We start from the raw sequence: 15236 nt of genomic DNA on the forward strand, positions 1-15236 counted from the left end.
GTTAACAAACTCGCCATGAATAAGCAACATCAAACTTTAAAACGCCGACATAGTGGATTAGAAACTCGATCAATAAATTGTTGGTGTCCAGCAATGCCGGCAGCATAAGTCGTTGTGTTGCCTGCAATCTTGATTGATACAGTTCCTCCACAACAACTGTTGCTTGTGCGCCCCCTAGCAGGCAGAGCATTTAAGTGCGCTGGTTCTGAATCGGGAACGCTGTCTGCACAGTTGCTTGATAGCTGAGTACATAAAATATGAGCGGTTGGCAAAGAAGTAACTACACCTTCTACTATGTCTTGGCGGGGATTTCCAAATCTCCCACGACCGATCGAGAATACTACTAGATTAGGTTGGACTAAATCGCACAACTGCTGAGCAAATGCTTGGCTATCAGCACCGCCCGGTCTACCTCCATGATGCGGAAAAACCAAGATATCAGCTTTCAAATCACTTCTCTCCTCTAGGAGATTATTCAGTCCCACTTGGTCAATATCTCCTGCCAAGATAGCTACTCTATGAGAATCGTGAACCAAACCAATAACAGCCGATGTCGAGTTGGGGTTCAATCGGCGTCCTTGCAAATCTTGTCCGCCCGCGCCACTCATTGCTAATTCAGGGGTCGGTGCAAGAATTTCTACCTTAACTTGTCCGACATTCAATTGATTAGTCAACTCCGTAGTTAGTCCTACTACAACTCTAGTTCCCGAACGCTGGCGCGCATCTCTTACAGCACGTCGCAAAGCTTCCCAAGTTCGAGTTTTCCTTTGAGCATCGGAGTTTATGTATATGTTAGTAACTTTAATATTCCTATCCAATAGTATATCGATAATACCTGCAATATGATCTTCGTCAGCATGGGAAATCAAAATATGCGAAATTTCTCGAATAGATAGATGAGCAAGGGTTTCTATCAATGTAGCGCCGTGGGCACTGTCAATAACAATCACACCTTCTGTATCTCTCACAATAGCACAATTACCATGACCAATATCTAGAATAATCAGCTCAGGCAAGTCCATCATTTTCATCTGGTTCAAGTGTTAATTCAAAGTGTTCAAAATAAAGATCTTCAGATTTTTCTGCTCCCGTGTTAACATCAGCCAATAGCCACCTATCTACTACCAATGCACTATGTAGTGTCTGTGGAATCAACGCAACTGGCAAACGAACAGCCTTATGAGGATTCCAACTAGGAACAATGACATCTATTACTTTTTCGTTAGATTCGTTAGTAATATGGGTTATATTCAAAAGTGTTCGGTGAGGGATTCTCGTAATGGGTATTGTTCCACCCAGTTCTAAAATACAGTCTTCAATTCCTTTTTTTATTGTCGTAGCATTGGCTTCATCACGACTCAAAAGGACGGGAATTTTGCGCCGATGCTTTCTAATAGATACGTCGGCATCTATGTCAGTGTACTGAGTTATGAGAATGGAGGGAATCTTTCGATCGTACAATTCTGCCAATAATGTCGATCCTGAAAAATTAGTCAGGCCATAATTAGCTAAGCGATGGTCGCACAAGACACCTTGAGCATTTTCCACAATATACCTAGCAAGTACATCGACTTCATTGAAAGGGCCATCTATTATCACAGGTTCAAAACCAGCATCCTCTACGTCCCATCCAGTTGATTCAGCTAAGTTTGGTTCATCATCAACTATTGCTATTTTTTTGAGTGAAACTTGTGCAATCATAATAATTAATTTCCAGAAAGCGGTAATTCTACCAAAAACTCAGCTCCTCCCAACTCGCCATTTCCGATCGCCCTTACTTTTCCTCCCATATCTCTAACAGAATCCTTGACAATTGTCAAGCCAAAACCGGTACCACCGGGTGTAGTCGTGAGGCCGGGCAACCAAATTTCATGTAATTCAATATCCTTAATACCCAGACCATTATCTGAAACTTTTAGACCCACATAATTTCCTAAAATTTCAGTGCTGATAATTATTTGCCTCCCTTGATTGCACGCGCCCTCAACGTTGAAAGCATTGATAGTATTCGTCAGCAGATTTGTCAGAATAGCCTCTACGAGGGCTATGCTGCCACGAATATGGGGTATTTGCTCAGCTTTATGTTTTTTTATTTCAATTTTAGCATCGTCAAAAAAAGGTTGGAACAGTTCAACATTAGCATCAATAACACTGTGAATATCCACTACACCGGAACGGCGTTTTTCTCGCTTTAATAGATGCAGAGGAAAATTAGAAAATTGCTTCCAAGAACTACTTATTTGATAAAGCATTTCTACAGGTCTTTGCAGAGAAGTGGGATATTTATCTTGGAGTAATTCTTTTCCTTTACTTTCTATTCTCTTAGCTATTTTTTCTATCTGAGTGACTGGCTTACTAGATTCGTGTGCAAAAACTGCTGCCGTTGTTCCCGCTGTAGCCAAACTGCGATAAAGCTGAAGATCGTCGCGCAATGCTTTTATTTCTCGCTCTTTTGCAGTTTCATACTGTTTAACGACTTGGCGCACTTTCGCACGATTTTCTTCTTGCGGTATTTCTTCTTCTATCACCTGTTCAAGACGTATTTTGACATCCTCAACATCTTGACTAGATTCTTGCTTGATGTCCTCTCGTTTCTTTTCTGTTTCTTTCAACCGCTCTTTAGCCATCCATTCCAACACATCGACAGCAAAGCGTCTCAGCTCTAAAAAAGCTTCATTTTCTATGAAACCGAGCCGATCTGTTTTTTGAACTAGGAAGTCATCAGGATCGATCGCAATTACTCGGCCAATAACCGTGCTGGTGGAAGGACGCACCTCAGGGTTCCTAGCCCGTGCTAAATTGATATTCAGCCAATCATCGGTGCGATCGCCGTAAGGCTTTACCCGCAAACCTCGGTGGTAAAGATGAACACCTCCTACCTCAGTCAGCCAACTTCTGACTTCTGCGGAAGAAACTTTTTTGGCTGAGAAATTTTGAGGATTTAGCAGAAAAACCCACATCTCAAATTCCGCTGGAACACTTTTGTAAACTGCTTTAGAAATATTTTCATGCTTGGCACTAAAAAGTTCATCTCCCTTCCAGTCTAACAGCCTTGCTTCAACAGTTCCCTCCGCGTTCAAACTAGCTTTTAAATGATATTGAGCGGCCTCAAAGTAAGCCTCATTTACTTTTTTTTCTATATCGGAAAATCCTGGAGCTATCAGCCGAGGACGGAAAGCGACACTATTATCAAATGGATCGGCTAAAAGTAAAAGTTCTCTTGCCAGTCTTTTAATCTCAAGTCTTCCCAACTTAACTTTTAAGTTATGAATTGTAATATCAGTTCCTTGACTTTTTTCAGTAGAATTTTTTTGAGCATCAAAAGAGACATCTTCTACAACATCAGCGCCTTCAAAAACATCCCAGTTAATTATGAGACTGTACTCAAATCCCGGCTCATTTTTAGGTCTGGTTTTTAGGTAAACTTGAGAACCTTGCCTCAAAGCAGCTAGCCTGCCTAATCCTTTATCGCCAACAGGTAAACGTCCCAGCAGTGTGGGCTGTCGGGCTGCTTTTTTTGAGCGACCCAGTACCAACCATCCCTCACTAATGGCATCGGTATCCATACCTGTACCGTTATCTGAAATAATTATTGAGCCACCTATATTGCTAGTATTTATAAGCTCTACGGTGCATTTTGTAGCATCAGCATCATAAGCATTCTTAACTAACTCTATAATACCTTGATCCGGGTTCGGGATCAGTTCCTCGCCTAGCCTGTTGAGGATGTTTGGTGAAAACTTAAAGTGCATAATATTGTCCGTTATTTAATATCACCAAGAGTAGGCAACAATCTCAGGATTTATACAGAACCTGTATATGTATTATGCGACCAGCACCTTACCCGAACCATTTAGTAAGATACAGCCGAACAATTGCCTAATTCCTCATTCCCGATTACCAATTACCGATTACCGCTCGACTTCCTCTTCCACATAAACTCTCAATTTCTCCAAATCTGGAAGTTCGACCAATTCTTTTTCCTTTTCCTGAACAGAGATTGGCATCATCACAGGTTTGCGGTGTTCTATCCAGCAACTCGCCAGCGGCAAAGTTTGTTCCAAATCTTCCAAAGGCCTCGGAATTACCATCACCGCGTTCAACTCGCCAATGCGTTCAGCTTCGTACATCCCGGCTTCTACGGCGACTGCGACATCTGCAACTGCACCGCGAATAATTGCCGTACACAAACCTGCGCCAATTTTCTCGTAGGCGGCCAAGTGTACGTCTGCGGATTTGAGCATAGCATCGCAAGCACCGACCATTGCCGGAAATCCCCGCGTTTCGAGCAAACCGATCGCCTGATTGCTCAGCCGCGAATAATTGCCGCTTTCGGAGAGTTCAGTCAGCCGGAAGCCGATCGGCAAAACCACTTCCAAATTAGCCAAAGGTCTGGCAATCACCAATTTAGAAACAAACTGTCCGAACTGTTCTGCTGTCTGAGCTCCTGCTTCCACAGCCAAACGCACGTCCGAAATTCTGCCCCGGACGATCGCCGTACAGTGACCGGAACCAATTTTTTCGTATCCTACTAAAATCACCCCCGCCGACTTCAGCATCATGTCAGCAGTCCCGACAATCGCCGGAAAACTCTTGGTAGATACCAAACCCAAAGCAGTATCTTTGAAATATTCTTGGCGCTGCGAGTGATCGGGGTCAATTTTACGATCTATTTGTCCGTCCATCTTCAATTACCTTTAGAAACTTCTCAAAATTAAAATATGTGGATAATTGTAGTTTCTCAGATGACAAGACAGACTGCACGAGCTGCCAGACACAGATTTCTGCTGCAAAGCCTTAAAAATTGCTGAGCTACCAATAATATAAGATTACCTATTTATATTTTTTTATTCTGCCTTCAGCATAGCTGGCTTTTGCTGAAATGACCACGCCCCAACATTGTCTATACAAGCCCTTAACTGTTTTGAGGGTCAAGCCCAAAATTTAGACAAAATTTCAATCTCTCAGATTGATCTGCGAAATAAATCTAAAATCTAAAATCTAAAATCGACTTACCGCTACCCGGAACCGCCCGAGAGAGTTTGACCGTTTTCCTCCGATCGATTAAAAGCTTGTCGGTGCGGAAACAGCGTCCCCAGCAGCCGATTGATGTGAGCTTGGCCGTACAGAATAGTTGGGGTATCTGCTGGTTGGGGCTGGTCTGAGGCAGCGTCTGACGGCTCTTTTGCGGCAGTCTCCGGCGGTGTTTGAGGCTGTGTGGGCGCGGCGGCGGTTGGCTCATCGATCGGTCGATCGACGGCTGGCGTACTAACGGAGGGAGGTTCCGGCTCCGGTTCCGGGGCTGCTTCTGCTTCTGCGGTTACTTCTGCTGGTACTTGGCGGCTGGTATCTCCGATCAGAGAACCGGCTGGCAAAATTTGCAGTTTGTCGATAGAAGGATTAATCAGGGTTGTCGCCGCGCCTATACAGGCATTTTCGCCGATCGTCCCTGCGCCTACTACCAGCACCCCTGCACCCAGAATCGCGCCCGCCCCGATGTCCAGATCACCTTCACGGGCGTGAAGGATAGTTCCCATACCGATACACGCACCGGCGGCTATCGAGATCCGACTTCCCGGATCTGCTTGCAGGATGACTCCTGGGGCGATCGCCGCACTCTCATTCACAACCACATCGCCACTCATCAAAATCTGAGAGTTGCTACTTAATTGCAGTGGCGATAAATACATTTAACTTTACCATGAAATGAGCTATTTTTTTAGAGAAAAGGACTTTAATTTATGGGTTTTATTGACTCAAAAAAATTAACCGCATCCATCCAATAAACGAGAAATTACTAATATTGAAAAGCTCGATCGAGACTGAATCTAAACCTAAATTACGCAGGCTTAAACTTGCGTACCTTACCCATGTAAGTAACGCATCAAACCTTTTTTGCCTAAATTTTGTTCGGGCTTTAAGATTTTTTATAAAGTTTGAGAAAATCTTAAATTTTTCCCAAAAATTCTCAATCGAACTGTCTAACTCTCTCAAACCAAACTTGAATTTTAGGGTTGGTTCTCCCATTAGCCCAACGCGAGCACTTAACGGGAGAAACAAGCTAATTACCAGGCGTTCTTAAGGGCGCTGGATGATTTCTTCGAGTACGCGGCGTTTGGCCTTGGAGTCGATACCCAGCAAGCGGACGTACTCGCCGCTGTGTTCTTTGAGACAGCTTTCGAGGGCGGAAATCACTTCGGATTCGCGGTTGGATGCGATCGGCGCGCAACTACTCCAAGAACCGGTGCGGAAACGGCGCGCGTCGGCGTGTTCGGTGCCAATTTTGTAGCCTTGGGAGAGCAGGTTGCGGATTTGGTCGATCGCCTTGCCGGTCAAGATGCCGCTGCTGGCGACCGCACCTGTGTAAGCTTCTTTACCTTTCCCTGCTGGTGGTTTGAATCCCGATGTTGTAGTCTGCTGAGCCGATTGAGCAACGGGGCCGTCGGGACGCTGAATAATTTCTTCAACCACGCGGCGCTTCGCTTTCGGGTCAATCCCGATGAAGCGGACGTATTCGCCCGGATACTGGCTCATCACAGATTCTAAAGTGGCGATCGCCTCAGATTCATTTTTCGTTTGCACCGAAGCCCCGCTTTGCCAGGAACTGGTACGGAAGCGGCGCGCGTCGGCGTGTTCCGTCCCCACCTTGTAGCCTTGAGCTAGCAAGCCGCGAACCTGAGCCACTGTTTCCGCACTCAATTTGCCGCTGCTGGACGCAGAACCGGTATTGCGGTGAGAAGCTTGTGCAAATTGACCGTTAGATTGGTGAGTTTTTGCGCCGTTAGAACCGCTAGAGCCGTTTTCTCCCGGTCTTTGGACGATTTCTTCTAATACGCGACGCTTGGCTTTGGTGTCAATCCCGATCAAGCGGACGTATTCTCCTTGGTGGTCGGCCATGCAAGCCGACAAAGCTGCGATTACATCTGAGTGGCGGGTTGAGGAAATCGGGCCGCAAGTGCGCCAAGAACCAGTACGGAAGCGGCGCGCGTCGGCGTGTTCCGCTCCCACGCTGTATCCTTGGGCTAGTAAATTGCGGATGCTATCAGTTATAGAAGAACTCAATTGGCTGCCGGTTTGAGTAGAATAATTCATTTGAGTGATATTTGAGTTTTTAGCTTGCTCGTTGCGAATTGGTGCTAGACAGGCAATGTTGTCAGCGCAGCGATAACCCGTTCTCAGAGCGTCATTGATGCCGATGACGTGGGTCGCAAATTTTACATCTGAATCTAGAACATCTGGCAAGCGATCGGCTTGCTGCTGATTAGTGATGACAGCTCCCGAAGGTATGTACTTACCGGGGGGAATCTCCACATCTTGAATTAATACGTGCATCATCACAATGCACCCGTTTCCCACCCTGGCATTGAACACCGTAGAGCGAAAGCCGATAAAGCAGTCGTCGCCCACGTAGGCAGGGCCGTGAATTAAACTCATGTGGGTGAGGGAAGTATTTTTCCCCACCCACACAGAATAAGATTTGTCGTCGTCTCCTGTGACTCGGCCTTGTTCTAGGCCGTGAATCACTACTCCGTCTTGAATGTTGCTTCCTCCTCCAATATAAAAAGGAGTGCCTTCATCGGCGCGGATAGATGTCCCGGGGGCAATCATCACATTAGAACCGATATGCACATCCCCAATAATGTTAGAAAAGGAATGTACGTAGGCGGTATCGTGAATTTTGGGCTCAGCCAAGTTTTTCGACCAAGGCGTCGGGGGAGCCGCAACGTTGCGGACTGCCATAAATTAAGTTCTCCTAAGCTGAAAAATTTTTTTGTTAGTTGTTAGTCGTTCACTGTTCGCTGTTCGCTGTTCACTGTTAGCTGTTCATTGTCAACTGTCAACTGCCAACTGCTTTCCTGTCAACTGTCAACTGTCAACTGCTTTCCTGCCAATTGCCAACTGCTTTCCTGCCAACTGTCAACTAGCGGTACGGGTCGTCTTTTTTACTGTAAATGAGGCGGTTTTCTACATTGACAGTATCTATAATGCCTACTACCAGAGCATCGATCGGACGGTTTTCGCTCCCGGGCGCGATCCGGGCTGCGCTACCTCTGGTCACTAAAACCCATTCATCTATACCAGCGCCCACACAGTCAGCCGCTACTTCATATCCGGGAACTGGCAAACCTTCTTCATTGATGAATTGCAGGAGTAGAAATTTCGATCCTCTCAGCGTCGGCTCTTTTTGGGTACTGACAACTGTGCCGAGAACTTTGGCCATTTGCATTTTAGGTAATTGGTAATTGGTAATTGGTAATTGTCATTTTTTTACAGAGTCACTTGTCTTTTTTAAATTAGCTTTCCTCAGTCCGATGTCTGCAGCCTAAGAGAGTTGTGCGTCTAGTAACTAATACTCGTGACTAATGACTGATGACTGATGACTAATAACCAATATCCCATGCCCGCATCAATTAAAAATTAAAAATGCTAAATCAAAAATTTCGCGCTTTTTAATTTTTAATTTTCAAGTTTTAATTACCAAATGCCCCGAACAGCCGATCGCCCGTCTTAAGATCTGTTGAGAGGACGAATACCGCTGACGCCTTCACGGAACTGTTCTACAGCTTCGGTATAGCGAATGGGTAGCACGTACTCCAAGTTTTCGTGAGGGCGGGCGATAATGTGGGTGGACATCACTTGTCCGCCGTTAACGCGCTTCACCGACTCTACTCCAGCGGCTACGGAAGCTTGCACTTCCGAGACATCTCCTCTTACAATGACTGTAACGCGAGCGCTACCGATTTTTTCGTACCCTACCAAGGTGACGCGGGCTGCTTTGACCATTGCGTCTGCTGCTTCCACGACTGCGGGGAAGCCTAGGGTTTCGATCATGCCAACTGCAATTGCCATTGGTTTTACTCCTGATTGAATATTTGGGGAACTAAACTGTTAATTTTTGACGAGCGTACTGATTTTAGTCCAACTTTTCGTCAAATTAATTTTCTGTGGGCTAAGAACTTAGTAGCCTCGGAACTGTTCTACTGCTTCTGTGTAACGAATGGGCAGAACGTATTCTAGGTTTTCGTGGGGGCGAGCGATGATGTGGGTAGAGACTACTTCTCCGCCGTTCACCCGCTTGACGGATTCCACTCCGGCTGCGACTGAGGCTTGGACTTCCGACACGTTGCCACGCACAATCACTGTGACGCGGGCGCTGCCGATTTTTTCATAACCCACAAGGGTAACGCGAGCAGCTTTGACCATAGCGTCGGCAGCTTCCACAACGGCGGGAAAACCTTTTGTCTCAATCATTCCCACGGCTATTGACATTTTTGAATCTCCAATTTAAGCATGAGTGGAATTACCGTTACAAATCTTTGAGAAATCTAAAAATTTGGACGGGGAAGACCACATTATTTAGGAATGCAGTGTAAAGCTTCCTATCCTTATAGAATAGGGGAATCTGTCCACCTTGACAATATAATCTAACATCATAATGTTTAATAACAAAAATTAAAAATTTTTATGTTACTTAAAATAATTTAATATTTATTTAATAATCTTAAGATTCAGAGGAGTAGATGTGGGTGGCGATCGGGGAGTCGAGTGAGTAAAAATACCTTAAAAGTAGAGTTCGGTAGGTAAAGGAAGCACTTCTCAGTGTCGGGAAACTTGGGGATTTCCCAAGGGGGATCGCGGGGAAACCGGCAAAAAAAGCAGTCTTGGCGATCTGCAGGCATTTTTTTATTTGAGTGCCGAACTTGAGAAGCCTGTAATTTTGTATTGAGAAAATTTTCACTTTTGATGCTTTAATGTATAGTTAATCTTGTTTGAGTGCAAATTATTTTGCCAGAACTATACGATCGGGTTTAGTCAAAGTTTTAGGGTATCGGGCGATCGCCCGGAACTGCCTTTGGATCGAGGCAGGCAGTAATTTAAAGTTTCAAGGATAAATTAAATGACTGAATTTCTCCTCCAAGCCTGTTGGTGGGTTCCTTTATATGGCTTAATTGGCGCAATTTTAACTTTGCCGTGGTCTACAGGAACCGTTCGCACCACAGGGCCGAGACCTGCAGCTTACTTCAATTTGTTGATGACTGTATTGGCTTTCATCCACGGAACGGTGATTTTTAGAGCAACGTGGGATCGACCCCCCCAACAGTTGCTCGTACACTGGGTGCAAGCAGCAGATTTAAATTTGTCTTTTGCCATAGAAATCTCCACCATCAGCGTCGGAGCAATGGAGTTAGTTACAGTTCTGAGTCTGCTAGCACAAATTTACGCTATCGGCTACATGGAAAAAGACTGGGCGCTAGCTCGATTTTTTGGGCTGCTCGGTTTTTTTGAAGGAGCAATTAGCGGAATTGCCATTAGCGACTCGCTGCTGCTAACTTATGCTTTGTTGGAATTGCTGACGCTTTCAACTTATTTGCTAGTCGGGTTTTGGTACGCTCAACCGCTGGTAGTAACGGCGGCTAGAGATGCGTTTTTAACAAAGCGTGTAGGAGACGTACCGCTGCTGATGGGAGTAGTGACGCTTTCTACTTTAGCGGGAAGTTTGAATTTTTCCGATTTAGAAAAATGGGCGGAAACTGCAACTTTGTCTCCTTTGGTAGCGACTCTTTTAGGTTTGGCTTTAATTGCTGCACCTACAGCCAAGTGCGCTCAATTTCCGTTCCATTTGTGGCTAGACGAGGCGATGGAAGGGCCCAACCCGGCTTCGATTATGCGGAATACGGTTGTTGTAGGTGCTGGCGCTTATATTTTGATTAAACTTCAGCCTGTTTTAGCGCTGTCGCCTGTGACTGGTGTGGTGTTGGTGGTTTTGGGTGCGGTGACGGCTGTTGGTGCTTCTTTGGTGGCGATCGCCCAAATCGACCTCAAAAGAGCTTTATCGCATTCTACCAGTGCTTCTTTAGGTTTAGTGTTTATCGCAGTGGGACTCAATCAAGTTGACATTGCTTTGCTGTTGCTGTTCGCGCACTCGATCGCCAAAGGACTATTATTCATGAGCGTAGGGTCAGTGATTCTGACAACCAACACTCAAGATTTAACAGAAATGGGTGGGTTGTGGTCAAAGATGCCTGCCACAACAATGGCTTATTTAGTAGGCGCTTCAGGGATGGTAGCGCTATTACCAATGGGTAACTTTTGGGCGATGCGGCGCTGGCTCAACGGTTTTTGGACAGTGCCCTTGTGGTTGGTAGTTGTATTGCTTTTGGTTAATTGTTTAACAGCCCTAAATTTAACTCGCGTATTCGGTTTAGTGTTTGCAGGAAAACCGCAGCCGAAAACTCGCAGAGCTCCAGAAGTCGGTTGGACTATGGCATTACCGATGGTAATTTTGACCGTGATCGGGCTGTTGGTGCCTTGGATGTTGCAGCGGTGGCAACTGTTAATTAGTTGGACTGGGCCTTGGGCGAAAACCGGGGATTTTGATACTTTAAATTTGCTGTTGAAGACTCTAAATGTTCCGCTTTTGATGTTATCTGGCTTTATTGGCGTTGCGATTGGGGTGGCGATTTATTGGTACGGAGTTTTACCTAGACCAGTACGGCTGCCGTTGCCCGCGGTGCAGGATTTGTTTGCTTACGACTTTTATATCGATCGAGTTTACCGCTTGACTGTGGTTTGGGCCGTAGCTTCTATTGCTCAAATCAGTGCTTGGACTGACAAGTACGTAGTAGACGGGGTGGTAAATTTGTTCGGTTTTGCCACAATTTTCAGCGGCGAAGGGTTGAAGTACAGCGGCACCGGTCAGTCGCAGTTTTATGTGTTGACTATTGCGAGTGGGGTTGCTGTGTTGCTCGGGCTGATTCTTTGGCTTTTTTGAACCGCAAATGAAAGGTGGATTTACGGGGATGAATGCAGATGAATTGTTTTGAGTTTGTCTGTTTTTTTTTCTCGTTTTATTTAATCTCAATCGGTCACAATTGTGCAAGCGGAATTTTCCCATCGGGGAAAAGTTCGGGTATTGAAATTGTGTCGTAATGCGAGCGTCCCCGAAGAGCGAGTATTATACACCTCGCTCTTCGGGGACGCTCGCACTCCAAGAAAAAATATTTTTTGCAAAAATGAGATGATCCCATTTAATTGGCAAATCTTATCGATCGCTAATACTTCAGGTTATAGGACGATTCCAGAGTCATTGGCATCTATGTTAACAAGAAAATTGAGCGATCGCTTTTTTATGCAGTTCCTTTGCGTTAATGTTAAATATAGTTCTCTAAAGCTGCGTAACAAGGGAAGTTTGAATTGATGCTCAGTGCTTTAATCTGGATACCAATGTTGACCGCCGCTCTGATTGGGTTCTGGCCCAGTGCGGTGAGTTCTAAAGTAGTTCGGAATGCCTCTCTCGTCATTGCGGGCGTGACTTTTATTCTCTCGGTGATTGTAGCTGCTCAGTTTGATATCAGTACGAGTCAGTTGCAGTTTTCGGAATTTGTTCCTTGGCTCGATGCTTTGGGATTGAATTACAATCTCGGTGTTGATGGTTTGTCTCTGCCTTTGGTGATTTTAAATACTCTACTGACAGGGGTCGCTATTTACGCTACGGATGATTCGATCCGCAGACCTCGACTTTATTATTCTTTGATGCTGTTAATTAGTGGTGGAGTCACGGGAGCTTTTTTATCTCAAAATTTGCTGCTATTTTTCCTGTTTTTTGAGGTAGAATTGATTCCGCTTTACTTGTTGATTGCGATTTGGGGCGGCGAGCGCCGGGGTTATGCTGCTACTAAGTTTTTAATCTATACTGCATTTTCTGGCATGGTTTTGCTGGCTTCTTTCTTGGGAGTAGTTTGGCTCAGCGGTGCTTCTAGTTTCGATATGGTTGGTGCAGCGGGTGTATCGCATTTACAAGGTGGATTGCCTTTACCTTTGGTGAGGCAACTTGTGTTGCTCGCTGGGGTGTTACTAGCTTTTGGAATTAAGATTCCTTTAGTACCTTTTCATACTTGGCTGCCGGATGCTCACGTAGAAGCTTCGACTCCTGTTTCTGTGCTGTTAGCGGGGGTGCTGTTGAAGTTGGGAACCTACGGGATGCTGCGCTTTGGTTTGGGTTTGTTCCCCGATGCGTGGGCGGTGGCTGCGCCTTGGTTGGCGAGTTGGGCGGTGGTAAGCGTGATTTACGGGGCGAGTTGCGCGATCGCCCAAAAAGATATGAAAAAAATTGTAGCTTACAGTTCGATCGCTCATATGGGCTACATTTTGTTAGCTAGCGCCGCAGCTACAGAGATTAGTACGATCGGAACTGTTTTGCAAATGGTTAGCCACGGTTTAATTTCAGGGCTACTATTTTTGAGTGTCGGTATTGTTTACAAAAAATCTGGAAGCCGCAACATCGACGTGCTCAAAGGTTTGTTCAATCCCGATCGCGGTTTACCGATGATTGGTAGTTTAATGATCCTCGGCGTGATGGGAAGTGCCGGCATTCCGGGGTTATCGGGATTTATTGCTGAATTTTTGATTTTTCGGGGCAGTTTACCAGTGTTTCCAGTGCAAACTGTGCTCTGCATGATCGGCACTGGTTTGACTTCAATTTACTTTTTAATTATGGTCAACCGCGCCTTTTTTGGCCGCCTTTCCGATTTGGTGGTGAATTTGCCACAAGTCCGCTGGCGCGATCGCATTCCTTCGCTGGTTTTAGCAGTAATTATCGCCATCATGGGAGTGCAGCCTGGAGTTTTAGTAGCTTTGAGCGAGAAAACTGCGATCGGCTTAGTATCGGCTGTGCCCGCACAAGTTCAACAAGTTGCTCACAACTTGGAGTGAAATCTTCCATAGGTGCGATCGTTCGGACTTCAGTCCTCTTCAAATTCTGAAGACTGAAGTCCAAACAATCAAACCTTTCTCTGGATTCTGAATTTCTCGGTAATAAAACAGTTATTCAATGAAGGTTGAAATCTAATGACAACTACCGTATTAAAACCCTCTGCCCATCCTCTATCCGCCTACATTGACATCTTGGAATCAGGCAAAGCTTTGCTTCCAGAATCAACGGAAAATGTAGTAGAAGTAGTCGGCATTCTCAAAAGTTACGGTGTGGTTCTAGATGCCTACTCCCTCAATCTTAACTACATCGCTGAAGAACAATTCTTAGTGCTTTTTCCGTTTTTTAAATATTTTAACGGAGAAGTGACTCGACCGAAATTAATCCGCTATTTGTGGCACGACCGCATTAATTTTGAGTATGCTGAGTATGTGATGAGAACCATGCTTTGGCACGGCGGTGGTGGTTTGGACAGTTATTTGGATTCCCCGGAATTTAGCAGTTTGGTCGAAAAGGCGATCGCAGCTAAATTGAAAGGCAATTTTTTCATGCAGGGACTGCACAAAGCCTTCCCTGATTTTTTGCCGGAACAAGTGCGGATGCTGGCTTACTACACCGGGCTGGGTCAGTTTTGGCGGGTAATGAGCGATTTATTTATTGATTTGTCCGATCGCTACGAAGCAGGTGAAATTAAGTCGATCGCTGAGGTAGTTGATTTTATCTTAGCAGGTTTGGTCGGTGCCGCCAGTCTACCAATCACCTACAGCGTCAAGATTGGCGATCGAGACTACGATATCATTCCAGCGTCGGCCGGCTTGACATTTTTAGCAGATGTAGCAGTGCCTTATGTAGAGGCAATTTTCTTTCGAGGCACAGCATTTTTTGGAGTAGTTTCATACAACGCCCAAGCACATCAAATCCCCGAAGAACAAAAAGATTTTGGCTACGGGGCCTTATTTGCTGACCCTTTGCCGATCGGAGGCGCAGGCATTCCGCCCACTCAATTGATGCAAGATATGCGGCATTTTCTGCCGGATTATTTGCAAGAAATTTACCGCAGTAGTTGTCGCGGCGAAGATGATGTGCGCGTGCAAATTTGCCAAAGTTTTCAGAAGTCGATGTTTTGCGTGACGACTTCGACTATTTTGGGTTTAGCACCTCATCCGATGAATACCTCAGATCCAGAGGAGAAAAAGGCTAATCGGGCTTATTTGGAAGCTTGGATGGATCGATTTGGCAATTCTCGTTTGGAGTGGGCAAATCAGCCAACTAACAGATCTTGTCAGTTGTTCCCAGAACGTTAGTCATTAGTTATTAGTCATTAGTCATTAGTCATTAGTCATCAGTCATCAGTCATCAGTCATTAGTCATTAGTCATTAGTCCACAGTCATTAGTCATTAGTTAACGGTTAACGGTTAACAGTCAACAGCTAACAGTCAACAGCTAACAATTCCCAATTCCCAATTCCCAATTCCCAATTCCCAATTCCCAATTCCCAATTCCCAATTCCCAATTCCCAATTCC

The 15236-nt window shown here is 45.3% G+C and carries 12 protein-coding genes; 3 read left to right on the forward strand and 9 right to left on the reverse strand.

The window, feature by feature from the left end:
• Positions 1–29: 29 nt before the first annotated feature.
• From QUB13_RS26505 to QUB13_RS26545, 9 genes are all read right to left on the reverse strand, one after another.
• Entirely contained in the window at positions 30–1025 is a 996-nt protein-coding gene (locus QUB13_RS26505; RefSeq protein ID WP_333386941.1) for a ComEC/Rec2 family competence protein, read from the reverse strand.
• On the reverse strand, positions 1009–1701 hold the full coding sequence (locus QUB13_RS26510) for a hypothetical protein (protein ID WP_333117004.1): 693 nt from the start codon (positions 1699–1701) through the stop codon (positions 1009–1011). Before QUB13_RS26510 ends, QUB13_RS26505 begins: the two co-directional genes overlap by 17 nt.
• A 5-nt stretch (positions 1702–1706) precedes the next feature.
• Positions 1707–3752: an ATP-binding protein gene (locus QUB13_RS26515; RefSeq protein ID WP_333386944.1), complete on the reverse strand. Its 2046-nt coding sequence runs from the start codon at positions 3750–3752 to the stop codon at positions 1707–1709.
• A gap of 159 nt (positions 3753–3911) precedes the next feature.
• Positions 3912–4685: a carbon dioxide-concentrating mechanism protein CcmK gene (locus tag QUB13_RS26520; protein WP_333093521.1), complete on the reverse strand. Its 774-nt coding sequence runs from the start codon at positions 4683–4685 to the stop codon at positions 3912–3914.
• A 333-nt stretch (positions 4686–5018) separates the two neighbouring features.
• On the reverse strand, positions 5019–5690 hold the full coding sequence (locus tag QUB13_RS26525; protein WP_333386948.1) for a carbon dioxide concentrating mechanism protein: 672 nt from the start codon (positions 5688–5690) through the stop codon (positions 5019–5021).
• A 388-nt stretch (positions 5691–6078) separates the two neighbouring features.
• The gene (locus tag QUB13_RS26530) at positions 6079–7740 is read right to left on the reverse strand and encodes a ribulose bisphosphate carboxylase small subunit (protein ID WP_333386950.1); all 1662 of its coding nucleotides are present in this window, start codon (positions 7738–7740) and stop codon (positions 6079–6081) included.
• A 181-nt stretch (positions 7741–7921) separates the two neighbouring features.
• On the reverse strand, positions 7922–8227 hold the full coding sequence (locus tag QUB13_RS26535; protein ID WP_333093524.1) for a EutN/CcmL family microcompartment protein: 306 nt from the start codon (positions 8225–8227) through the stop codon (positions 7922–7924).
• Positions 8228–8508: 281 nt separating this feature from the next.
• Entirely contained in the window at positions 8509–8850 is a 342-nt protein-coding gene (locus QUB13_RS26540; protein ID WP_006635058.1) for a carbon dioxide-concentrating mechanism protein CcmK, read from the reverse strand.
• Positions 8851–8958: 108 nt separating this feature from the next.
• On the reverse strand, positions 8959–9270 hold the full coding sequence (locus tag QUB13_RS26545) for a carbon dioxide-concentrating mechanism protein CcmK (RefSeq protein ID WP_006635059.1): 312 nt from the start codon (positions 9268–9270) through the stop codon (positions 8959–8961).
• A gap of 628 nt (positions 9271–9898) precedes the next feature.
• Between QUB13_RS26545 and QUB13_RS26550 the strand changes: the two genes are divergently transcribed.
• The 3 genes from QUB13_RS26550 (at position 9899) to QUB13_RS26560 (ending at position 15015) form a co-directional block, all read left to right on the forward strand.
• A complete protein-coding gene (locus QUB13_RS26550) occupies positions 9899–11773 on the forward strand; it encodes an NAD(P)H-quinone oxidoreductase subunit F (protein WP_333093525.1) in 1875 nt (624 codons plus the stop codon).
• A 425-nt stretch (positions 11774–12198) separates the two neighbouring features.
• Complete coding sequence (locus tag QUB13_RS26555) at positions 12199–13713, forward strand: NADH-quinone oxidoreductase subunit M (RefSeq protein WP_333386954.1); 1515 nt, start codon at positions 12199–12201, stop codon at positions 13711–13713.
• 135 nt (positions 13714–13848) lie between these two features.
• Positions 13849–15015 carry a CO2 hydration protein gene (locus QUB13_RS26560; protein WP_333386957.1) on the forward strand — a complete coding sequence of 389 codons (1167 nt, stop codon included), beginning with the start codon at positions 13849–13851 and terminating at the stop codon, positions 15013–15015.
• The last annotated feature ends 221 nt before the right edge of the window (positions 15016–15236 follow it).

The organism is Microcoleus sp. B4-D4, assembly GCF_036705185.1.
Taxonomy (GTDB): Bacteria; Cyanobacteriota; Cyanobacteriia; order Cyanobacteriales; family Microcoleaceae; genus Microcoleus.